This is a genomic window from Curtobacterium citreum, from assembly GCF_006715175.1.
GTDB classification, from domain to species: domain Bacteria; phylum Actinomycetota; class Actinomycetes; order Actinomycetales; family Microbacteriaceae; genus Curtobacterium; species Curtobacterium citreum.
Genome location: NZ_VFMQ01000001.1, coordinates 404,933 through 426,269, shown reverse-complemented (window position 1 = coordinate 426,269; position 21,337 = coordinate 404,933). Strand labels below are relative to the sequence as shown.

Below are 21,337 nucleotides of genomic sequence, written 5' to 3'. Positions count from 1 at the left end.
TGCCGTCAGCGCCCGGTGAGCAGTGCGTCCTCGTCGTCGTCGGACAGTCCCGCGCCGTGCGGGTGCTCCGGCTGCCGCACCTCCCACGCCAGGGCATCGCACAGGGTCTCGGCGAGCGGACGCAGCGTCAGTCCCGCACGGACCGCCCGGGCGTTCGACCGGTCGTTCATCCCCTGGTGGTCCGCGTCGGGGATCCAGAGCGGCAGCGATCGCGCACCGGCCCACGGCGCGACACCGTGCCCGATCAGGGTGTCGTCGTCGAGCGCCACGACCGGCGCGGACGCCCCCGCGACGCTCCGCGCAGCGCCGAGGTGCTGGCGCAGGGTGACGGGGTCACCGGTGACGTTCGAGACGCCCGGCCGACCGCCCTCCGCGGCGCCGACGAGCCAGCCGGCGAGGTCGCGGACGTCGACGACCGCGGTGGGACGGTCGCCGTCGGCCGGCACGACCACCGAGCGGCCGGTCGCGGCGGCGTGGGCGAACCGCCAGGGCCAGTACCCCGACCTGCCGGTGTGGTCGCCCGGTCCGCCGACGAGTCCCGCCCGGGCGATCGACGCGCGCTCCGGGCCGAAGCCGTCGGTGACCGCGCGCTCGCACGCGACCTTCGCGGCGCCGTACTCGGCGGGGTCGTCGCTCGGCGGCAGCAGGGCCGCGGTCTCGTCAGCACCGCGCTCGGCGTGCGAGGCGTACACGCTGACGGTCGAGACGAACACGTACCGGTCAGCGACCGGCTCGAGGGCCCGGACCGCGCGGCGCACGTGCGCGGGCGTGCGGGACACGTCGACGACCGCGTCCCACCGACCGTCCTCGACGACCGCCTCGAGGGCGTCCGGATGATCCCGGTCGGCGACGACCGAGCGGGCACCCGCGGGGACGGTGGAGCTGCGGGCGAGGCAGGTGACGTCGTGACCGGCGCGGAGGGCGTCGTCGGCGACCGCTACGCCGAGCCAGGCGGTGCCGCCGAGGACCAGGAAGCGCATGCCGCCATCCTGCTCCGGTGAGCGGGCCTGCGGTCTCCGGCGGCCCGGCCCGTCAGGCCGTGCGGCGGGCCAACACCAGGTTGAGCACCGCCGCGAGCACGACGAGCGCCGCCGCGTACGCCGGGAACGCCATCGCCGCGCCGGCCCCGGCACGTTCGGCGACCTCGCCGACGATCGCGGACGCCACGGACTGCCCGACGATGACCGCCGAGCCGAGGATCGTCATCGTGGTCGCCGAGCGACCGACCGGGGAGCGCTCGGACCCGAGGCTGTACTGCGCCACCAGGGTCGGCCCGATGCCGATGCCCATCAGGCCGAGCACGAGGGCCACGGCGCCGACCGAGTCCGCCGCCGCGAACGCCACCGCGCCGGCGAGCAGCACGACGCCGAAGGCGAGCCAGCGCCACCCGACGCCGAACGCCCGAGGGAAGGCCGCCGAGCCGAGCGCCAGGGCCGCGGAGCCGATGCCCATGATCCCGTAGAGCAGCCCCGCCTGGGACGACTCCCCGTGCTGCTCCATGAACGCGGTCAGCGAGGTCAGCGTCGAGCCGAAGAACAGCCCGACGCCGAGGATCCCGAGCACCACGACGACGAGCCGCGGGCGGAGGAGCTGCGTCGCGGGCGCCGGGGTCTCGCGCTCGGCACCGCCGACGACGAGCCGTCCGGTCGGGTGCAGCGCGAAGGCCGTCACGAACACCAGGGTCAGGGCGGCGGCACCGGCGACCGCGACCCACGGGGCGATCGCGCTCGCCAGGAGCCCGACCAGGAACGGTCCGACGATGAACACCGTCTCGTCGGCCGCGGACTCGTACGCCATGGTGCCGCTGAGGACGCGCCCGTGCCGCTGCGGTGCCATCCGCTGCCGGATGATCGCGACGAGCCGGGTGCGGGACATCGGGGCGACCTGCGGCGCGCTCGCGCCGATGCAGAACGACATCGCGAGGACGGCGAGGTCCGGCGCGGTGCCCGCGACGACGAACGGGAGCGCGCCGAGGAGCACCGCGTTCGCCAGGCCGACGGGCACCAGCACGGCACGTTGGCCGAACCGGTCCGCGGCGGCACCGACCAGCGGGCCGAAGACGGCCGAGCCGATGCCGACGAAGGCGGAGTTGACGCCGCCGAGGGCGACCGAGTCACGGGAGGCGACGACGAGCGTCAGGACCCCCACGACCATCATGGCGAACGGGAGCCGGGCGACGAACGCGATCGGGAAGTACCAGCGACCGGCGAGGGAGACGAGGGACGCATCGGTGCGTCGGGGTTGGAGCATCAGGGGTGTGCCTTCTGGGGCCGGCCTGGATCGAGCGGGCCCATCGGGTGCCGCCGTTGTCCGTCGGGGTGCCGACGGCCGGTAGATACACACTGCGTGTCTTGTTCGCCGTCGAGGGTACCAGGGGCCGCTGCGCGCCGTCGTAGGATCTCGACCATGGTGGAGATCCCGGAGCCGAAGCCGACCGACCTGCTCTCCATCGGCGAGGTCGTCCAGCGCACCGGGGTGGCCGCCTCGGCCCTGCACTTCTACGAGCGCAAGGGCCTGATCCACCCCGAGCGCACGACCGGCGGCACACGGCTGTACCCACGGCACGTCGAGCGGCGGATCGCGATCATCCAGGTCGCCAAGCGGCTCGGCATCCCGCTCGCCGAGGTCGCCGAGCAGTTCGCCGCGCTGCCGACCGACCGGATGCCGTCGCTCCGCGACTGGGCACGGCTCAACGAACGGTGGCGGGCACGGCTGCGGGCGCGCCAGCTCGAGCTCGAGCGGCTGCAGCAGGAGATGACGCAGTGCATCGGCTGCGGCTGCGTGTCGCTGAACGCCTGCCTGGTCGTCAACCCGGGCGACGCGCTCGGCGCGGAGGGTCACGGCGCCCGCCGGCTGCTCCCGATCGACGACGAGGCGTCGCGACAGCGCGCCTGACCGCTCGCCCGATCGCGCGGACCGGCCCCACACCGGACGGGAGGATCGTGGCGGGCCCGCCACGATCCTCCCGTCCGACGTCAGTCCCGTCGTCGCAGGCCGTCGTCGAGTCGTGCCAGCAGGGCCGCTGCGGCCTCGAGGCCGCGCTCGTCGCCGCCGAGGGCGGCGCGCAGCCGCCCCGCCCAGGACGCGTGCAGTCGGGCGATGCTCTCGTCGGCGAGCGGCGTCGGGTGCAGCTGGACGGTGCGGGCGTCCTCCGGGGCGGTGCGGCGCTCGACCATGCCCTTCGCGACGAGGGAGCGGAGCGCGGCGCTGCAGTTGCTGCGCTGGAGGGCCGTGGCCTCGGCGACCGCACTCGGAGAGGCCCCCGGGTTGCGGTGCACCCAGCGCATGACGAGCGCCTCGGTCCCGGTGAGCGGGACGATGTCGAGGGCGTGCTGGCCGTGCGGGTCGACCTCGCGACCGATGCGCAGGACGACGTCGGCGAACTCGGCGAGGGCGTCGTCGGAGACCGCTGGTGCCATGCGGTCACTGTACCGTCCCGACCGCATCAGTTATGCTTTCATAACCATGACGACCGACACCGGATCCATCCGCGCCACGACGGCGAAGCCCTCCTCCCGGCCGAAGGGCATCACGACACCGCTGCTGCTCGTGCTCGGCCTGCTCAGCGCGGTCGCCCCGTTCGCGACCGACCTGTACCTGCCGGCGTTCCCGCAGATGACCACGGAGCTGGCGGCGTCCGCGACGACCGTGCAGCTGACCCTGACCGCCTTCCTGGTCGGGGTGACCGCCGGGCAGCTCGTGTTCGGCCCGCTGTCCGACCGGTTCGGCCGCGTGCCGCCGCTGCTGGCGGGGGCCGCGCTCTGCGTGCTCGCGAGCGCCGCCGCGGTGCTCGCGCCGAACGTCGCCGTGCTCGTCGTCGCCCGGCTGCTGCAGGGCCTGGGCGGCGCAGCCGGGATGGTGATCGGGCGGGCGGTGATCTCCGACCTCGCGACCGGCAAGCCCGCGGCGCGCGCGTTCTCGCTCATGATGATCGTCGGCGGGGTCGCCCCCGTGGTCGCGCCGCTGCTCGGCGGGCTGCTCACCGGGCCGATCGGCTGGCGCGGGCTGCTGACGATCGTGCTCGGGCTGTCGGTGGTGATGCTCGTCGCCGTGCTCGCGGTCGTGCGGGAGACGCACCTGCGCTCCCGGCGGGACGCGCTGCGCGCCGAGCGGGTGTCGGCCGGGTCGCCGCTGCGGGCGCTGCGCTCGCGGACGTTCGTCGGGTACACCGCGGTGTTCGGCTTCGCGTTCGCGGTGATGATGGCCTACATCTCGGCGTCGCCGTTCCTGTACCAGGGGATGCTCGGGCTCGACACGGTCGGCTACGGCATGGCGTTCGGCCTGAACGCGCTCGCGCTGATGGGTGTGAGCGTCCTGTCCGCCAGGCTCACCGCAACCCGTTCGGTCGAGGGCGTCCTGACGCTCGGGATCGTCCTGGTCGTGGCGTCGACGGTGGCGTTCGCGCTGCTCGTCGTCACCGGAGCCCCGGTCCTGTGGCTCGCCGTGCCGCTGTTCACCGCGGTGGGGTCGCTCGGCCTGGTGCTCGGCAACGCGACGGCGCTCGCGCTCGGGGCGGTGCCCGGGGTGGCCGGCAGCGCGTCGGCGGTGCTCGGGGCGCTGCAGTTCGGCCTCGCGGCGCTGGTGTCGCCGCTCGTCAGCCTGGGCGGGGAGGGCACGGCGGCGCCGCTCGCGGTGGTGATGCTCGCGTCGGCCGTCGTCGCCGTCGGGGCGCTCGTGGTGGCGCGGCGGCGCTCACGCCACGCGGGCGTCAGCGGCCGGGGCTGACCGGGACGGCGGCGCCCTCGCGCGGACGGAGGAACGGGATCCGCGGGGTGATCCAGTCGACCCAGACGACCCGGGCCGCCGGGGACACCGCGAGTGCCCAGAGGATCGAGGCGGCCGCGTCCGTCGGGAAGTGCACGGCGTCGATCGACACCGACAGGAACACGACGACGATCGCCACGACGCCGAGGACCTGTGCGAGCCGGTGCCACCGGGTCTCGCGGACGACCCAGACGAGGGCGATGACGAACGCCGTGATGTAGACGGTGTGGCCGCTCGGGTAGCTCGGGTCGGGCTGCACGGGGAACGGGTGCGGCAGGAGCGCCACGTCCGGCCGGGCCCGGTGCACGATCTCCTTCACGACCGCCGAGGGCAGCCACGTGATCGCGATCGTCATCCCGAAGCCGAGCGCCGGTCGCAGGTCCCGGGCCCGCCACCAGATGATCCCCGCGACGACGAAGGTCAGCGCGATCGCCGGCACCGGGCTGATCACGTGGTAGACCGCGGTCGTGAAGGCCCCGAGGGCACCGACGTGCACGGTGTTGAACGCCTTCGCGAGCCCGAGGTCGACCGCGCCCAGGAAGAACCCGACGACGGTGAGCACCAGGACGGCGACGACCGCGACGAGGACCGTGGTGAGCGGGCGCGGGTTCGGTTCGAGGATGCCGACCACGTCGGCCGTGCGCCGACGGCGGCGGAACTCAGGGTCGGTCATCCGTCCATGGTGGCAGGGGCGACGGCTCCCGGGGCGCCGAGCCAGCAGCGCGAGCCTCCGAGAGCACTCAGGAGGTGCTTCGAACTCGCAGCACTAGACTGCCGCCGTGACCGAACCCGTGCCGCCGCTCGACCCCGCCGAACTCGGTGCCTACTTCTCGCTCATCGAGGTGAGCAGCCTGCTCCGGCACACGGTCGAGCAGCAGCTCAAGGACGCCGGGGGCCTGAGCTACGTGCAGTTCCAGCTGCTCGCCACGCTCGGCGACGCCGCGGACGGCAGCCTGCGGATGACCGACCTGGCGGACGGGGTCGTCTACAGCCGGAGCGGTCTGACCTACCAGGTGGGGCTGCTCGAACGGGACGGCCTGGTCGTGCGGGCCCCCTCGGCCGAGGACGAACGGAGCGTCACGGTCTCGCTCACCGACGCCGGCCGCGCGCTGCTCGGTCGGGTCTTCCCCGGGCACGTCGAGGTGCTCCGGCAGCTGTTCCTCGTGCCCCTGTCGCGCGAGGACGTGCAGACGCTCGACGACGTCCTGGGCCGGGTGAAGGCGCACATGCGGACGGTCCCGCCACGGTCGGCACGGCCGCGGCGCAAGCAGGCCTGAGCGGTCGGCCCGGTCCGGTCGATCGGCCCGGTGCGGTCAGTCGGCGACGTCGAACACCACGACGCGCTCGCTCGACGCCCCGATGTGGTTGGCGACGGGTCGGTGCTCCGGGTGCGGCAGGTAGGCGGCGAGCGCTTCGGGGTCACGGAAGCGCACCGCGAGCATCCAGTCGAAGCCGCCCTCCAGGCCCTCCGTGCTGATGCTCGGCCCCGAGTGCACCGACTCGACCCCGTCGATGCGGACGAGGTGCTCGCGGCAGAGCGCGTCCGCGCGGCTCCCGGCCTCGTCGTCGCCTGCCCACGTCACCAGCACCACGTGCGTCACCCCGGCCATCGGTTGCTCCCGTCGTCGTGACCGATGCTGCCAGCGTGCCCCTGGGACGGACGGGAGGCTCAGGGCGGTGTCGCCACGTGCCTCCCGTCCGGTGTCACGCGCGTTCCGTCCCATCGCACCCGACGTGGGATGCCGAACCGCGCGTACCGGGTCGGAACGGACGACCCGCTACGCGCGGAACAGCTTCCTTCGCGCGGAACGGCCCGCTACGCGCGGAACGGCCTCCTGCGCGCGGATCAGAACGCGGGGGTGCCGCCGGCGATCGTCACCGTCGAGCCCGACTGGTAGCTCGACTCGGGGCTGACCAGGTGCACGTAGGCGGCGCCGAGCTCGGCGGGCTGGCCCGGGCGACCGTACGGGGCCTGCTCGCCGAAGTGCGCCACCGTCTGCGCGTCGTCGGAGCCGGGCTGCAGCGGGGTCCACACCGGCCCGGGTGCGACCGAGTTCACACGGATGCCCTTCGGTGCGAGCTGCTGGGCGACGGCCTCGGTGAAGGTCTTCACGGCGCTCTTCGAGATCGCGTAGTCGACCTTGTCGGGCGACGGGGTCGACGCCTGGATCGACCCGGTCGTGACGATCGTCGACCCGGGCTCGAGGTGCGGCACCGCCGCCTGGGTCAGCCAGAACAGGGAGTAGATGTTCGTCTTGAACGTCGAGTCGAAGTGCTCGGTCGACAGCGTCAGGATGTCGTCGTTGCTGTCCATCCGGCCGGCGACCATGACCAGGGTGTCGAGGCCACCGAGCTCGTCGACGGCCTGCTGGACGAGGTCCTTGCAGTACTGCTCGTCGGAGATGTCGCCCGGGACGAGCACGGCACGGCGCCCCTCGGACTCCAGGAGGTCGCGGACCTGCTCGGCGTCCTCCTGCTCGGCGGGCAGGTAGGAGAGGACGAGGTCGGCGCCCTCGCGGGAGAGCGCGATCGCCGCCGCGCGTCCGATGCCGGAGTCGGCGCCGGTGACGATGCCGCGGAAGCCGGTGAGCCGCCCCTTGCCGACGTAGCTCTGCTCGCCGTGGTCGGGCTCCGGGTCCATCTTCCACGCGGCACCGGGCAGCGACTGTTCCTGCTCGGGGAACGGCGGCTTCGGGTAGAGGGAGATCGGGTCGCGCTTCTCGTACTGGCTCATGGGGCCATGGTGCTCGGCGGCTGCTCCGCGCCGGTCCAGCGGGTGCTGTCACCCGCGCACCCAGGCCACGCCCGGGCGACGGGCGTTGCCTGCTCGCGGTCACCCGAACAGCAACAGGAGGCACCACATGGCCAAGACCTGGTTCATCACCGGCGCATCGAAGGGCTTCGGCCGCGAGTGGGCGGAGGCCGCCCTGGAGCGCGGCGACTCCGTCGCGGGCACCGCCCGGGACACCGACGACGTGCAGGCGCTCGTCGAGCAGTACCCCGACACGTTCCTGGCGATCCGCCTCGACGTGACGGACAAGGACGCGGACGTCGCCGCCGTCCGGCAGGCCGCCGACCACTTCGGCCGGCTCGACGTCGTCGTGAACAACGCGGGCTTCGGACACTTCGGCATGGTCGAGGAGCTCACCGAGGACGAGGTCCGCGCGCAGCTCGAGACGAACTTCTTCGGAGCGCTCTGGGTCACGCAGGCGGCGCTGCCGATCATGCGCGAGCAGGGCTCCGGGCACATCGTGCAGGTGTCGAGCATCGGGGGCATCAGCGCCTTCCCGACCGTCGGCGCCTACCACGCGTCCAAGTGGGCGCTCGAGGGCCTGTCGCAGTCGCTCTCGCAGGAGGTCGCGGGCTTCGGGATCCACGTCACGCTCGTCGAGCCGGGCGGCTTCTCGACCGACTGGTCGGGCCCGTCCTCGAAGCACAGCGAGGAGCTCGACGCCTACGCGGACGTCCGCGAGGCCGCGTCGAAGCGCCCGTCCGCCTCCGACCCGGGCAAGCCCGAGGCCACGCGCTCCGCGATCCTCAAGGTCGTCGACGCGGACCAGCCGCCGCTGCGGGTCTTCTTCGGCAAGGCGCCGCTCGGCATCGCCGAGCAGGACTACCAGTCGCGCCTCGCGACGTGGCGCGAGTGGCAGCCGGTCGCCGAGGAGGCGCACGGCGCCTGACGCGGGTGCAGACCGCTCGCGTCGCGGACGCGGGTGGGTGCTGTCCGCTCGCGTCGCGGACGCGGGGGTCGACGGACGGGAGGCGCGGTGCGGGCCGGCACCGCGCCTCCCGTCCGTCAGGTGGTGGCGCTGGTCAGACGCCGGCCGTGGAACGGATCCACGAGGACGACTGCGACAGGAGCGCGTAGTTCGAGCCGGCCGTCGTGTCCGCGCCGGGGTCGGCGCTGTCACCGGTCGAGCAGACGGCGACCACCTTGCCGTTCACCAGGAGCGGGCCGCCGGAGTCGCCGTGGTTCGAGGCGCCGGTCACGCCCGTGACGTGCTGCGCCTTGCCGCTGTAGGCGTCACGCGAGGCGCCGGTCAGCGAGACCGTCGCCTGGTAGAGCCCGTCGGACTGCTGCGCGTTCGCCCGCAGGCCGTAGCCCTGGATGACGCCGGTGCCGCTCGACTTGGCGGCGGCCGTCAGGTCGAGGGGCGCGTAGGTCGACAGGGAGTAGGTGCTGCGCAGGTGCACGAGGGCGATGTCCCCGGCGGGGGCCGCGGTCACCCGGTCGACGGCGACGGCGGAGCCGCGGTTCGTCGTGGAGTTCGAGTGGTAGACGTTCATCGCCCCGATGCCGTCGATGCAGTGCCGCGCGGTGAGGATCCACGAGGCGTTGATCTGCTCGCCGGTGCAGTTGCTGACGTAGCCGGACGGGATGGTCCCGCCGGAGGCCTCGAGCTGGACGGCCCAGGTCGTGGTGGGCGCCTTCTCGCCGCCGACGACCTCGGTCCCGGCGGGCAGCGCCGTGGCGGGTGTGGCGGCGAACACGCCGCCGGCGACGACGGCCACGGCGGCGAGCGCCGCTGCGAGGGTGTGCTTCATGTGGACTCCTCGGTCAGGACCCTGCTGCGTTGCAGGGTGCAACTAGGAGGCCCATCCTGACCCCCGTCCAGGGGGTGCGGTAGTCCGCACTTCGACCGACACGTGCCGGCCGACGGCGCTGCCTATGCTGTGACCGTGTCCGACTCCGCCGTCCCCGCCGCCGTCGCCGCGCCACGCCGTCCGGTGGTCGCTATCGCCGGACTCGCGATCGAGACCTCGACCTTCACGCCGACCCGGACGGACGCCGCGGCGTTCCACCCGGTCCGCGGGCAGGACGTCGTCGCCCGGTCCCCGTTCCTCGCGGCGTACGCGGACGTGGTCGACCTGCGTGGGACCCTGACCGGGCACGCGCTGCCCGGCGGAGTGGTCCTGCGCTCGGCGTACGAGGCGCTCGCGGGCGAGATCGTCGACCGGCTGACGTCGGTGGTCGCGGACGGCCCGGTCGACGGACTCTGGTTCGACGTCCACGGCGCGATGGTGGTCGAGGGTCTGGACGACGCCGAGACGGACCTGCTCGGGCGCATCCGCGCGGTCGTCGGGCCGGACACGATCGTGTCGGCGTCGATGGACCTGCACGGCAACGTCACCGCGGAGCTCGCACACCAGCTCGACCTCGTCACCTGCTACCGGACCGCCCCGCACGAGGACGTCCTCGAGACGCAGGAGCGGGCCGTGCGCAACCTGGTCGACGTGCTCACGACCCGCGCGCCCGGGCAGCGCCGGCCGGTGAAGGCGTGGGTGCCGATCCCCGTACTCCTCGCCGGCGAGCAGACCTCGACCCGGGTCGACCCGGCCGCCGCGCTGTACGCGCAGGTCCCCGAGGTCGAGGCGTCCGAGGGGGTCCTCGACGCCGCGGTGTGGGTCGGGTACGCGTGGGCCGACCAGCCGCGGGACCGCGCGGTGACGGTCGTGACGGGGTGGGACCGGGACGCGGTCGTCGCCGGGGCCGAGCGGCTGGCGCGGGCGTTCTGGGACGCGCGCGAGGACTTCGGGTTCGTCGCGCCGACCGGCACCTTCGCGGCCTGCCTCGACGCGGCACTCGCCCCGGGAGCGCCGCGGCCGTACTTCGTCTCGGACTCGGGCGACAACCCGACCGCCGGCGGCTCGGGCGACATGACGTGGGGGCTGACCGAGGTCCTCGCGCACCCCGCGTTCCGGGACCCGGACGGTCCCGTGCTCGTCTACGCGAGCGTCCCGGGACCGGCCGCCGTCGACACCGCGGTGGCCGCCGGCGTCGGTGCGACCGTCACGGTGACGGCCGGGGCCGCGGTGGACGACGAGCACGCCGGACCGGTGACGATGACCGGACGGGTGCACGCGGTCCGGCACGGCGACCGGGACGCCGACACCGAGGTCGTGCTGCAGGTCGGCAGCGTGTACGCGGTCCTGACCCGGCTGCGGAAGCCGTACCACCACGAGCACGACTTCACGGACCTCGACCTGTCGCCCCGTGACGCGGACGTCGTCGTCGTGAAGATCGGCTACCTGGAGCCCGAGCTGTTCGACATGGCCGCCGGGTGGATGCTCGCGCTGACCCCGGGCGGGGTCGACCAGGACCTCGTCCGGCTGGGCCACCACCGCGTCGAGCGCCCGCTGTTCCCCTTCGACCGGGACTTCCCGTCACCGCCGGACCTGCACGCCCGGATCGTACCGCCGTCCGACGAGCCGCTCGGGACCCTGGCGTGAGCGCCGGAGGCGCCGGGATCGGCAGGGACGCCGGAGGCGCCGGGGTCGCGCTCGAGGTGGCGGTCACGTCGCCCGCCGGTGCGGTCGTCGCGCGGGACGCCGGTGCCGACCGGGTCGAGCTCTGCTCCGGACTCGAGCTCGGTGGGCTCACACCGTCGCAGGCGCTGGTCGAGATGACCCACGAGACCGGCATCCCCGCGCACGCCCTGGTCCGGTGCCGTCCCGGCGGGTTCGTGCTCGACGCCACCGAGGTCGAGCTCACCGAGCGTGAGGTCCGCACGGTCCTGCGCTCCGGAGCGGCCGGCGTCGTCGTCGGTGCCCTGCGCCCGGACCGGACCCTCGACGAGGACGCCCTCCGCCGCTTCGTGGAAGCGGCCCGCTCGGTCTCCGCGCACGCCGAGGTCACCCTGCACCGTGCGGTCGACCACGCTGCCGACCCCGTCGCGGCCGCCGCCCGCCTGGCCGACCTCGGGTTCACGCGGGTGCTCACCTCCGGCGGGGCGGCGAGCGCCGTGGCGGGCGCGGGCACGATCGCCCGCATGGTGGCGGCGGCGGGGCCGGTGCAGGTGATGGCCGGAGCGGGGGTGACGCCCGCGGACGTCCCGGCGCTCGTCGCCACCGGGGTCGCGGCCGTGCACCTGTCGGCGAAGCGGCCCGCTGGTGACGGGCACGCCGGGGTCCCGATGGGCGCCGGTGACCGGGGCGACGGGCACTTCGTGACCGACGGCGCGGTGGTGGCGGCGGCGCGGGCGGCGCTCGGCGGCTGAACCGGGCGCGCTCAGCCGAGCGTGACGACGCGGTCCGCCGCCGCGACGGCGACCGGGTCGTGTGCGGCGTGCACGACGACCGCGCCGCGGGAGGCCTCCTCGGCGAGCGCTGCCACGACGAGCGAGGCGGAGGCCGCATCCACGCCGGCCGTCGGCTCGTCCACGAGCAGCACCGGCGCGCGCTGGGCGAGCCCGAGCGCCACGAGCGTCCGCTGCCGCTGGCCCCCGCTCAGCTCGTCGAGCGACCGGTCCGCCAGGTCGGGGATCTGCATCCGGTCGAGCTGTGCGTCCACCACGTCCCGGTCGTGCCGGCCGAGCGGTCGCCACCAGGGCTTCCCGCGCCAGCGCCCCATCGCGACGGTCGCGCGGACGGTCAGCGGCAGGGCGCTCGGTGGCACCGCCTGCACGACGTAGGCGACCCCGTCCCCCGGTCGCGAGACGGCGCCGGTCGCGGGCGCGACCACACCGGCGAGCGCGTCGAGCAGCGTCGACTTGCCCGAGCCGTTCGGTCCGGTGAGCGCCGTGACGGCACCGGCGGGGAACGTCGCGTCGACGCGGTCGAGCACCGTGCGGTGGCCGCGGTGGACGGTCAGCGCGGCGACCCGCACGGCGGGGTCGGTGGTGGTCGGTGGCACCTGAGCACGCTATCAGTATCGATAGTCATTTTCATGTAGCGTCTCGGCCGTGACCTGGCTGACCGACCCGTTCTCCGTCGACTTCATGGTGCGCGCCCTCGTCGGCGGCGCCCTGGCCGCGGTGCTCTGCGCGGTCGTCGGCACGTGGGTGCTGGTCCGCGGGATGGCGTTCCTCGGCGAGGCACTCGCCCACGGGATGCTGCCGGGCGTCGCGGTCGCGGCCCTCACGGGTGTCCCGGCCGTCCTGGGTGCCGCGGCGAGCGCGGGCGTGATGGTCCTCGGGGTCGGGGCGCTCCGACGTCGCGCGCGGCTGTCGTACGACACCTCGATCGGACTGCTCTTCGTCGGGATGCTCGCCCTCGGGGTGATCATCGTCTCGTCGTCGCGGTCCTTCGCGACCGACGTCACCGCGATCCTGTTCGGTGACGTCCTGGCGGTCACCCCCGCGGACCTCGTCGGGCTCGCGGTCGCCGTCGCCGTCGCGCTCCTGCTCGCGACCGTGTTCCACCGCGCCTTCACCGCCGCCGCCTTCGACCAGCGCACGGCCACGGCGCTCGGACTGCGGCCGCGCCTGGCCGAGGTCGTGCTCGTCGCCCTCGTGACGCTCGCGGTCGTCGCGTCCTACCGGGCGGTCGGCACGCTCCTCGTCGTCGGCCTGCTGCTCGCGCCGGCGGCGGCGGCCCGCGCGTGGACCCGGCACGTCGCCTCGACGATGGTGCTCGCCGCCGTCCTGGGGTCCGCGGCGGTCACGGTCGGCCTGCTCGTGTCGTGGCACCTCGGCACCGCAGCCGGCGCCACCACCGCGTTCGCCGCCGTCGCCGGGGTCGCACTGTCCCGCACCCTCGCCGCCCTCGCGGCCCACGGCCGTCGACGCCGGGCCACACCCGCCACCCGACCCGAACCCGGTCCCGCCCGGCGGACCACACCGACCCCAGCACCACGAGAGGGAGCATGAACCCGACCGCCCGACGCACCCAGCGCCTCCTGGCCGCAGCCGTCGCGACCACCCTGACCACCGGCCTCGCCCTGTCGGCGACCGCCTGCACGACCGGCGGGTCCGCCGGCCGGTCCGACGAACCGTCGCCGGACCGCTCGTCCACGGCGCGGCCGCACGGCTGGGTCGAGGGGGCGAGCGAGGCGCAGGAGCCACAGCTGCGACTGCTCGCCGTGTCCGCGTCCGGCACGACGACGCTCCACGACCTGCTCGGTGGTGCCGCCACGTCCCTCGACGCGGTCGACGCCCCGGCGCACTCGGCGACCGACGGACGGTTCCTCGTGACGAGCGACGCCGACCGGACCACGATCACCGACGGCGGCGCGTGGACGGTCGACCACGGCGACCACACGCACTACTACACGGCCGATCCGCGGGTCGTGGGCGTCCTCGACGGCGGCGGACCGGTCGCGGTCCACTCGTCGGAGACCGTCACCACGATCAGCTGGCCGGAGCGCCGGCAGGCCGTCGTGCTCGACCGCGCCGCACTCGGCCAGGGCGACGTCGACGTGACCGCACGGCTGGAGGCCGCCGTCCTGCTCCCGTTCGGTGACGGCCTGGTCGCCGCCACCGACGCCGGGGTCCGGCTCCTCGACGCGGACGGCGAGCCCGTCGGAGCCGCTACGCCGTGCGCCGCACCCGCGGGCGGCACGGTGACGCGCGCGGCGGCCGCCGTCGGGTGCGCGGACGGCGCGGTGCTCGTCGCCGAGGACGGGACGGCCACCGTGGTCCCGCTCCCCGACGGCGCCGAGCGGCCGACGTCCTTCGCGGCACGGGGCGGACGCCCCACCGTCGCCGGGACCGCCGGGGACCGCGGTGCGTGGTTGCTCGACACCCGCGAGGGCAGCTGGCGACTCGTCCAGACCGAGCGACCGCTCCGGACGGTCGTCGCGGTCGACGACCAGGAAGAGCACGTCGTCGGGGTCGACGACCTCGGGCGGGTCGTCGTCCTGACGGTCGCGACGGGCGCGGTCGCGACGACCGGTCCGCTCCTCGACCCGGACGCCGAGCCGTTCCTGCAGCTGGACGCCCAGCGCGCCTACGTCGCGGACGACGCCGGGCCGCGCGTGCACGAGGTGGACTTCGCCGACGGTGCCCGCGTGGCCCGGACGATCGAGCTGCCCGCCGCCCCCGCCGCCCTCGCGGAGGTCGGGCTGTGACCCAGCGCGACGCCGAACGCCGCGGGGCCGGACGCCGGGGTGGACGCTCGGTCACCGCGCTCCTGCTCGCCGCCCTCGTGCTGGGCGGTACCGCGGCGTGCACGACCGGACCGCCCGACCGACCGACGGTCGCGGTGACGACGAACATCCTCGGGGACGTCGTGCACGAGGTGGTCGGCGACGCCGCCGACGTCCTCGTGCTCATGCCGCCCGGAGCGGATCCGCACTCGTTCGAGGTCTCCGCGCAGGACGCCGCCCGACTCCGCTCCGCGGACCTCGTCGTCGAGAACGGCCTCGGACTCGAGGAGGGCATCGCGCGGCACGTCGAGGCCGCAGCGACGGACGGCGTCCCGGTCTTCACCGCCGGCGATGCGGTCGACGCGCTCGAGTGGACCGCGGACGGCGACAGCGGACCGGACCCGCACCTGTGGACCGATCCCGTCCGGATGGCCGAGGTCGTGCAGGACCTGGACGGAGCGCTCCGCGACGTCGGCGTGGACCCGACCGGCACCGACGCCTACCTGGACGAGCTCGCCGCGCTCGACGCCGAGATGGCCGCCGCCTTCGCCCGCATCCCGGACGACCGGCGCGCCCTGGTCACGAACCACCACGTCTTCGGGTACCTGGCCGATCGGTACCGGTTCCGGGTGGTCGGCGCCGTCATCCCGAGCGGCACCACGCTCGCGTCCCCGAGCGCGGCGGACCTGCGCGACCTCGCCGAGGCGATCGAGGACGCGGGCGTCCCGACGATCTTCGCCGACCTGTCGCAGCCCGAGCGGCTCGCCGAGGTCCTGGCGGACGAGGTCGACGTGCACGTCGAGATCCGCTCGCTCGCGACGGAGTCGCTGACGCCGGACGGCGCGGCCTCGACGTACCTCGGCATGATGCGTGCGAACACGGCGTCGATCACGGCCGGGCTGTCGGTTCGTAATTGAGAATGAGAATCAGTACAGTGTGCCCCATGACCCCTCGAACCGCCCTCGTGCCGGCGACCCTGCTCGGCGCGACCGCCCTCCTGCTCACCGGCTGCACCGCCGCTCCGAGCGGCGCCGACCGCGCCGACGACCGCCCTGACACCACCGCTCCCGACGGGGCGCGCATCGTCGTGACCTACGACGGCGGGCTCCTGACCCTCGACCAGGACCTGCGGGTCGTCGCCGACGATCCGATCGACGGCTTCACCCGCGTCAACCCGGCCGGGGACGGCCGGCACGTGCTCGTGACCGTCCCGTCCGGCTTCCGCGTGCTCGACACGGCTGCGGACCCTGCCCTGACCGACGCGGTGTTCCCCGCCGACACCGGTGGCCACGCGGTCGTGCACGGCGACACGACCGCACTCTTCGCGGACGGGACGGGCGACGTCACGGTCTTCGAGCACGACGACCTCGACGGCGACCGGCTCCCCGAGACCCGCACCACCACGTCCGAGGCCGCGCACCACGGCGTCGCGATCCAGCTCGAGGACGGCACGCTCCTGACCACCGTGGGAACGGAGGCGTCACGCTCCGGCGTGCGGGCGCTCGACGAGGACGGCACCGAGACCGCGCGCTCCGAGTCCTGCCCGAACGTGCACGGCGAGGGGGCCGTCGAGGACGAGGTCGCCGTCTTCGGGTGCACCGACGGCGCGCTCGTGTTCCGCGACGGCACCTTCACGAAGATCGACGCCCCGACGACGTACGGCCGCACCGGCAACCTCTTCACGACGGAGTCGAGCCCCATCGCGGTCGGTGACTACAACGACGACCCGGACAGCGAGGGGTACCTGCTCGACCAGGTCGCCCTCATCGACACCGCGACCGACGAGTACCGCGTCGCCGACCTGCCCGAGGGCGTCGGCTTCACGTTCCGGGACCTCGCCCGTGGTCCCGGCGACGAGGCCGTCGTGCTCGGGTCGGACGGCGCGCTGCACACGATGGACGAGCAGACCGGCGAGCTCCTGGCCTCGTACCCGGTGATCGACGCGTGGCAGGGTCCGGCCGAGTGGCAGGACGCGCACCCCGCGCTCAAGGTGGTCGGCGACGTCGCGTACGTCACCGACCCGGCGGAGCGGAAGGTGCACGCCGTGGACCTGACGACCGGAGCGGTCCGCACGTCGAGCGACGTCCTGCCCGGCGTCCCGAACGAGATCGCGGTCGCGTAGCGCGGGTGGTCACCACCCGGCGGACGGGAGGCACGGGGCCGGCCGGCACCGTGCCTCCCGTCCGTCGGTCCACGGGACGGGCGGTCAGCGCCAGTCCGGCCGCGCGCTGCGGATCGCGGCGCGCGCCCGGGCGATCTGCCCGCGGACGGTGGACTCGGGCAAGCCGACCGCGTCGGCGATCTCCCGGTAGGACAGGCACCGGAGGTGTCGCAGCTCCCAGCAGCGGCGCTGCGCGTGCGGCAGGGCGCCGAGGAGCCGTTCGGCCACCGACACCATCGCCGCGCGCTCGGCGACGGCGTCCGGGCAGTCGTCGGTCCGTGCGACCGCGTCCGCCTGCAGCTCGGCGCGACGGCGACGATCGGGAGCACGGAGCCGGTCGTAGCTGCGTCGTCGGGCGGTCGTGGCGAGCCACCCCGCGATCGCGTCGCCCTCGACGAGGTCCGCCATCCGCAGCCACGCGGTGAGGAAGGTCTCCTGCACCACGTCGTCGACCTCGGCCGTGCCGTCGAGGATCCGACCGACGACGGCCCGGAGCATGGTCTCGTGCCGGCGGACGAGCGCGGCGAACGCCCGGTCGTCCCCGGTGGCGGCGCGGGCGACGAGCGATCCGGGCCTGGCCGCCGACGGCGACGGCGGCGGGGATGACGGCTCGGGTGGCAGCAGGTGGTCGGGCGGGGTGGTGGTCCGGGTGGGGTCCGGGAGCGTGGCGAGCATGGTGGGTGCCCTCTGATCGGCGGGGGTGGTTGCCGATGGTTCGGAGGGGACGGTCACCGGGGCTGGTGCGGCCGGTACCCCAGATCACGGGGCAGACAGCGTCAGTGCCGTCCGGGCAACCGCAGGTCCCGCCACGTGAAGCCACCGCGCGGCGGGAGGGCCGCCCGGATGTGCTCGTCGTCGAACCGCGCCGTCGGCGCCAGGTCGGCGGGCAGGTCCTCCGTCGGCGGCGCGGCCTCGGTCACGCCCTCGGCGAGCATCCGGACCTGCGCCTTCGCCACGAGCGGCACACGCATCGTCCACTCGGTCAGCTGGCCGAGCGCCCGGTGCGCCCAGACCGGCGCGGGGAACACCAGGACGCGCCGACCCACCACTCGCGCGACCCGGCGCACTGCCTCGCTGAGCAGCAGGGCCTCACCGCCCCGGACCGCGACGGTCCGGCGGGACAGCCGACCGTCGAGCGCAGCCACGACGACGTCCACGAGCTCCGCGACCGGGATCGGGCTGATCGTCCGCTCGTGGAACCCGACCGACGCGAAGAGCGGCACGGTCTGCACGGTGTGGCTGAGGTGGTCGACGAGGTGGTCCCCGTGCCCGTAGACCATCCCGGCCTTCAGCACGGTGTGGTCGAGGCCCGAGGAGCGGACGAGCTCCTCCGCCGCCCACTTCGTCTCGTGGTACGGCGAGCCGGTGCCCGGACGGGCGCGCAGGAAGCTCAGCAGGACGACGCGCTGCACCCCGGCCCGCCGGGCGGCCTCGAGCACGGCTGCGGTGCCGTCGACGTGCACGCGCTGGAAGGTCTGGTCGCCGATCTCGCGGTTGATGCCCGCGCAGTGCGCCACGGCCTCGACCCCGGCGAACGCCGCGGTCAGGGCATCGACGTCGTCGATCGGCACTCCGGTGCGCCGGGACACCACGACGACGGCCTCGGCCGGGTACCGCTCGGCGAGGTGTCGTCCGACGAACCCCGTCCCACCCGTGATCGCGATCCGCACCGGTCCTGCTCCCCCCGGGTGCACACCTCGTGCCCCGCTGCGGACACTAGCGCGTCGCGGTCGCCGCCGGCCGCCACATCGACACGGGTCGCGCCGCGCCGAGGCCGGTGATCGGCGCCCCGTCCCCGAACCCGTGCCGACGGTAGAGCCGGCGGTTCTGCGGCGTGGACGACTCCAGGTACGCGTCCTCGCCCCGGCCGTCCACGCGGTCGAGGGCGTGCTCGAGCAGCAGCCCGCCGACGCCCCTGCCCCGGGCGACCGCCGCGACACCGATCTCGGCGAGGTACCAGTGCGGCGCCTCCGGACGGGCACGGTCCATGCGGCCGAGGTGTCGGACGGCGCGGAGGGCACCGCCGACCCCGAGCGTCCGCAGGAAGGCCGGGACCTGCCGGAGGAACGCGAGCGCTCCCCCGGCGTGCGGCCGCGGCGCCTGCCAGAAGGCGGCACCGACGACCCGGCCGTCCTCGACCGCCACGTCGAGCGCGCGGGACGCCGGCGGGACGGAGCGGACCAGCGCGGTGAACAGGTCGGTGAGGACGAGCACGCGGTCCTCGTTTGAGCGGGCCGGGCGGAACGCCCGGAGGACGGGGTCGTCGGCGAAGGCCTCGGCGAGGACGGCGGCGGCCGCCGGCACCTCGTGCTCGGCGGCGGGTCGGACGGTGATCGACACAGGGGCTCCCTCCAGATTCGGCCACTTGGCCGAATGCAGTCTCCCGAGCAGACCTGCACGCAGGCCGTACGCTGCCTGTGATGACCCCGGAACCCGCTCCGCGCGCCTACCGCAGCCGTGCCGAACGCCGCGACGAGCTGCTCGACGCGGCCGCCCTCGTGGTGCGGGACGGCGGGGTCGAGGCGCTCACCACCCGGGCGGTCGCGGAGCGCGCCGGTGTCGCACACGGGGTGGTGCACTACGCCTTCGGGGCGCGGCAGCACCTGGTGCTCGCGCTGCTCGAGCGGCAGGCGCGGGACGTGCTCCCCCGCGTGCTGGCGGCGGCCGAGGAGCACGACGACCTGGCGGGAGCGCTCGAGGCCGGCGTCTCGGCGTACCTGGCGCTCGTGCGGGCCGAGCCGGAGCGGTTCCTGCTGCTCGAGTCGTTGAGCGGGACGGCGCTGGGTGGGCCGGCACTGGGCGGGGACGATGCGCTCGTCCGGGGAGAGCGTGCGCTCTGGCACGACGGCCTGGTCGCCGCGATCGAGCGGTGGACGGCTCGACACGGGGTCGCGCTCGCGGAACCGCCGGCGGTCGTGGCAGATGCCGTGCTCGCGTTGGTCGACGGGCTCGGCCGGGCCGCGTGGAGCGATCCGGACGGGTCCGCCACGGACCGCGCGCGGGCGCTCCTGGTGCGCGGCCTCGCGCACGCGCTGACGCGCTGACCGACCGCACGCGCCCAGGGTGGGCCGGTCCACGAGACGCCCCGTTCGGCGCGAGACGCCGCGGATCGTCGGGGCGTCTCGGCGCGTCGGGGGCGTCTCGACGATCCGGGGTCGCGGACCGCGACCCCAGGACGGACTGGAGGCACGGTGCCAGCCGGCACCGTGCCTCCAGTCCGTCAGGGAGGTCGAGGGCGTCAGCCCTTGACCGGGATCGACTGCGCCTCGAGGGCCGCGATCGTCTTGGACTGTCCGCTCTTCAGCGCGTCCTCGAGCGTCCCCGAGCCGGAGGCCGCGGCACCGAAGCCGTCCGAGACGTCCGCGTAGGTCTGCGTCATCGTCGGGCCCCAGGTGAAGGGCTGGATGTCCTTCGCGGCCGAGGCGAACTCCTCGTAGATCTTCTGGTCGCCGTAGAAGGGCAGGCCCTGGGTGAGCGCCGGCAGGTCCGCACCGGTCGAGGACGCCGGGTACAGGTTGGCCTCCTTGTTCAGTGCGCTGAGCGCCTCGGTCGAGGTGTTCAGCCACACGAGGAACTTCGACGCCTCGGCAGGGTGCTTGCTGCCCGCGAAGACGACGTTCGACGAACCGCCCCACGCGGCGGACTTGCTCTCACCGGACTTCCACTGCGGCATCGGGGCGACGGCCCACTTGCCGGAGGTCGAGGGCGCACCGCTCGAGATGGTGTTCGCACCCCAGACGGCGGAGACCCAGGTCCAGTCCTGCCCGCTGTCGTACGCGGCGTTCCACTGGTCGGTGAAGCTCGGGACGGTGTTGACGAGCTTCTTGTCGATCAGGCCCTGCCAGTAGTCCGCGACCTTCTTCGACGCGCTGTCGGTCAGGTTCACGTCCCACTCGTCGCCGGAGTTCGAGAACCACTGGCCGCCGGCCTGCGAGACGAGCCCGGCGAACTGGTTGACGTCACCCTTGGCGAAGTTCGTGATATTGCCGCCCTTGGCCTTGATCTCCTCGGCGGCCTTCGCGTACTCGTCCCACGTCTTCGGGACCGGGATGCCGGCCTGCTCGAACAGGTCCTTGCGGTAGTACAGCGCCATCGGGCCGGAGTCCTGCGGCACCGCGTAGACCGACTTCGACTCGCCGAAGGTCACCTGGTTCCAGAGGCCGTCGGAGAAGTCCTTCTTCGCGGCGCTGATGCCGGAGCAGGCGCCGATGTCCTCGAGGCCGCCCTGGACGCGGAAGGCCGGCAGGGTGTCGTACTCGACCTGACCGATGTCCGGCGCCTGCTTGGCCTTCAGCTGGTTGAAGAAGTTCTGGTACGTGCCGCTGTTGCCGTTCGCGACGATGGAGACCTTGACCTGGATGTCCGGGTTCTCCTTGTTCCAGATGTCCACGACCTTGTCCATGTTGGGCACCCAGGTCGTGAAGTCGAGGGTGACCTTGCCGCTCGACGGCTTGCAGCTCGCGGCGGCGGAGTCGGAGCCACCGCTGCCGGAGCCGGAGCCGCCGGTGCTGCAGCCGGCGAGGGCCACGGTCGCGGCGACCGCCACGGCGGCGACGCTGAGGAACTTCGTTGTCTTCATGCTGTTTCCGTTCGGATGTGGGTGAGGA

The 21,337-nt window shown here is 74.3% G+C and carries 23 protein-coding genes; 11 read left to right on the top strand and 12 right to left on the bottom strand.

Annotated elements, in window-relative coordinates; genetic code table 11:
* Positions 1 to 5: 5 nt before the first annotated feature.
* Both FB462_RS02155 and FB462_RS02150 read right to left on the bottom strand, forming a co-directional pair.
* On the bottom strand, positions 6 to 980 hold the full coding sequence (locus FB462_RS02155; protein WP_114850682.1) for an NAD-dependent epimerase/dehydratase family protein: 975 nt from the start codon (positions 978 to 980) through the stop codon (positions 6 to 8).
* A 52-nt stretch (positions 981 to 1,032) separates the two neighbouring features.
* On the bottom strand, positions 1,033 to 2,250 hold the full coding sequence (locus FB462_RS02150) for an MFS transporter (RefSeq protein WP_141859848.1): 1,218 nt from the start codon (positions 2,248 to 2,250) through the stop codon (positions 1,033 to 1,035).
* Between the two features lie 156 nt (positions 2,251 to 2,406).
* Between FB462_RS02150 and soxR the strand changes: the two genes are divergently transcribed.
* On the top strand, positions 2,407 to 2,895 hold the full coding sequence (soxR, locus tag FB462_RS02145; protein WP_058743252.1) for a redox-sensitive transcriptional activator SoxR: 489 nt from the start codon (positions 2,407 to 2,409) through the stop codon (positions 2,893 to 2,895).
* A gap of 80 nt (positions 2,896 to 2,975) precedes the next feature.
* Here the strand turns inward: soxR and FB462_RS02140 are convergent, their stop codons facing one another.
* Entirely contained in the window at positions 2,976 to 3,419 is a 444-nt protein-coding gene (locus tag FB462_RS02140) for a MarR family winged helix-turn-helix transcriptional regulator (protein WP_114850680.1), read from the bottom strand.
* Positions 3,420 to 3,465: 46 nt separating this feature from the next.
* Between FB462_RS02140 and FB462_RS02135 the strand changes: the two genes are divergently transcribed.
* Positions 3,466 to 4,725 (top strand): multidrug effflux MFS transporter, encoded by a 1,260-nt coding sequence (locus tag FB462_RS02135; RefSeq protein WP_141859846.1) that lies wholly within the window; start codon positions 3,466 to 3,468, stop codon positions 4,723 to 4,725.
* Here the strand turns inward: FB462_RS02135 and FB462_RS02130 are convergent.
* On the bottom strand, positions 4,709 to 5,437 hold the full coding sequence (locus FB462_RS02130) for a phosphatase PAP2 family protein (RefSeq protein ID WP_141859844.1): 729 nt from the start codon (positions 5,435 to 5,437) through the stop codon (positions 4,709 to 4,711). The genes FB462_RS02135 and FB462_RS02130 overlap by 17 nt on opposite strands.
* A gap of 106 nt (positions 5,438 to 5,543) precedes the next feature.
* On the opposite strand from FB462_RS02130, the gene FB462_RS02125 reads away from it, so the two are divergent.
* A complete protein-coding gene (locus tag FB462_RS02125) occupies positions 5,544 to 6,041 on the top strand; it encodes a MarR family winged helix-turn-helix transcriptional regulator (RefSeq protein ID WP_114850677.1) in 498 nt (165 codons plus the stop codon).
* A 36-nt stretch (positions 6,042 to 6,077) separates the two neighbouring features.
* On the opposite strand, the gene FB462_RS02120 is transcribed toward FB462_RS02125, so the two are convergent.
* Together FB462_RS02120 and FB462_RS02115 are read right to left on the bottom strand one after the other, a co-directional pair.
* Positions 6,078 to 6,374, bottom strand: a complete 297-nt coding sequence (locus FB462_RS02120; RefSeq protein WP_167509967.1) for a Dabb family protein — start codon at positions 6,372 to 6,374, stop codon at positions 6,078 to 6,080.
* A gap of 236 nt (positions 6,375 to 6,610) precedes the next feature.
* Complete coding sequence (locus FB462_RS02115) at positions 6,611 to 7,498, bottom strand: SDR family oxidoreductase (protein WP_141859839.1); 888 nt, start codon at positions 7,496 to 7,498, stop codon at positions 6,611 to 6,613.
* Between the two features lie 127 nt (positions 7,499 to 7,625).
* On the opposite strand from FB462_RS02115, the gene FB462_RS02110 reads away from it, so the two are divergent.
* The gene (locus tag FB462_RS02110; protein ID WP_141859837.1) at positions 7,626 to 8,444 is read left to right on the top strand and encodes an SDR family oxidoreductase; all 819 of its coding nucleotides are present in this window, start codon (positions 7,626 to 7,628) and stop codon (positions 8,442 to 8,444) included.
* Positions 8,445 to 8,577: 133 nt separating this feature from the next.
* On the opposite strand, the gene FB462_RS02105 is transcribed toward FB462_RS02110, so the two are convergent.
* Positions 8,578 to 9,309 (bottom strand): S1 family peptidase, encoded by a 732-nt coding sequence (locus FB462_RS02105; RefSeq protein ID WP_114850675.1) that lies wholly within the window; start codon positions 9,307 to 9,309, stop codon positions 8,578 to 8,580.
* 135 nt (positions 9,310 to 9,444) lie between these two features.
* Between FB462_RS02105 and FB462_RS02100 the strand changes: the two genes are divergently transcribed.
* Together FB462_RS02100 and FB462_RS02095 are read left to right on the top strand one after the other, a co-directional pair.
* A complete protein-coding gene (locus FB462_RS02100) occupies positions 9,445 to 10,995 on the top strand; it encodes a M81 family metallopeptidase (RefSeq protein ID WP_141859835.1) in 1,551 nt (516 codons plus the stop codon).
* Positions 10,992 to 11,762, top strand: a complete 771-nt coding sequence (locus FB462_RS02095; RefSeq protein WP_229666916.1) for a copper homeostasis protein CutC — start codon at positions 10,992 to 10,994, stop codon at positions 11,760 to 11,762. The genes FB462_RS02100 and FB462_RS02095 overlap by 4 nt, the downstream gene beginning before the upstream one ends.
* 11 nt (positions 11,763 to 11,773) lie before the next feature.
* On the opposite strand, the gene FB462_RS02090 is transcribed toward FB462_RS02095, so the two are convergent.
* Positions 11,774 to 12,397 (bottom strand): metal ABC transporter ATP-binding protein, encoded by a 624-nt coding sequence (locus FB462_RS02090; RefSeq protein WP_229666915.1) that lies wholly within the window; start codon positions 12,395 to 12,397, stop codon positions 11,774 to 11,776.
* Positions 12,398 to 12,446: 49 nt separating this feature from the next.
* Between FB462_RS02090 and aztB the strand changes: the two genes are divergently transcribed.
* Genes aztB through FB462_RS02070 form a run of 4 tightly spaced genes read left to right on the top strand, consistent with a single transcriptional unit; the run spans position 12,447 to position 16,691 of the window.
* On the top strand, positions 12,447 to 13,352 hold the full coding sequence (gene aztB, locus FB462_RS02085; RefSeq protein ID WP_141859833.1) for a zinc ABC transporter permease AztB: 906 nt from the start codon (positions 12,447 to 12,449) through the stop codon (positions 13,350 to 13,352).
* Positions 13,349 to 14,551 carry an ABC transporter gene (locus tag FB462_RS02080; protein ID WP_141859831.1) on the top strand — a complete coding sequence of 401 codons (1,203 nt, stop codon included), beginning with the start codon at positions 13,349 to 13,351 and terminating at the stop codon, positions 14,549 to 14,551. The genes aztB and FB462_RS02080 overlap by 4 nt, the downstream gene beginning before the upstream one ends.
* Positions 14,548 to 15,486: a metal ABC transporter substrate-binding protein gene (locus tag FB462_RS02075; RefSeq protein ID WP_229666914.1), complete on the top strand. Its 939-nt coding sequence runs from the start codon at positions 14,548 to 14,550 to the stop codon at positions 15,484 to 15,486. The genes FB462_RS02080 and FB462_RS02075 overlap by 4 nt, the downstream gene beginning before the upstream one ends.
* A 26-nt stretch (positions 15,487 to 15,512) precedes the next feature.
* Complete coding sequence (locus FB462_RS02070; RefSeq protein WP_141859829.1) at positions 15,513 to 16,691, top strand: hypothetical protein; 1,179 nt, start codon at positions 15,513 to 15,515, stop codon at positions 16,689 to 16,691.
* Positions 16,692 to 16,775: 84 nt separating this feature from the next.
* Here the strand turns inward: FB462_RS02070 and FB462_RS02065 are convergent, their stop codons facing one another.
* The 3 genes from FB462_RS02065 to FB462_RS02055 form a co-directional block, all read right to left on the bottom strand.
* Positions 16,776 to 17,405, bottom strand: coding sequence for an RNA polymerase sigma factor (locus FB462_RS02065; RefSeq protein WP_141859826.1), 630 nt, complete (start codon positions 17,403 to 17,405; stop codon positions 16,776 to 16,778).
* Between the two features lie 101 nt (positions 17,406 to 17,506).
* The gene (locus FB462_RS02060) at positions 17,507 to 18,400 is read right to left on the bottom strand and encodes an NAD-dependent epimerase/dehydratase family protein (protein ID WP_141859824.1); all 894 of its coding nucleotides are present in this window, start codon (positions 18,398 to 18,400) and stop codon (positions 17,507 to 17,509) included.
* Between the two features lie 46 nt (positions 18,401 to 18,446).
* Complete coding sequence (locus tag FB462_RS02055) at positions 18,447 to 19,070, bottom strand: GNAT family N-acetyltransferase (protein ID WP_229666913.1); 624 nt, start codon at positions 19,068 to 19,070, stop codon at positions 18,447 to 18,449.
* Positions 19,071 to 19,150: 80 nt separating this feature from the next.
* Between FB462_RS02055 and FB462_RS02050 the strand changes: the two genes are divergently transcribed.
* Positions 19,151 to 19,774, top strand: a complete 624-nt coding sequence (locus tag FB462_RS02050; RefSeq protein WP_141859822.1) for a TetR/AcrR family transcriptional regulator — start codon at positions 19,151 to 19,153, stop codon at positions 19,772 to 19,774.
* Positions 19,775 to 19,968: 194 nt separating this feature from the next.
* Here FB462_RS02050 and FB462_RS02045 read toward each other — a convergent pair whose 3' ends face one another.
* Complete coding sequence (locus FB462_RS02045) at positions 19,969 to 21,309, bottom strand: ABC transporter substrate-binding protein (RefSeq protein ID WP_141859820.1); 1,341 nt, start codon at positions 21,307 to 21,309, stop codon at positions 19,969 to 19,971.
* Between the last annotated feature and the right edge of the window lie 28 nt (positions 21,310 to 21,337).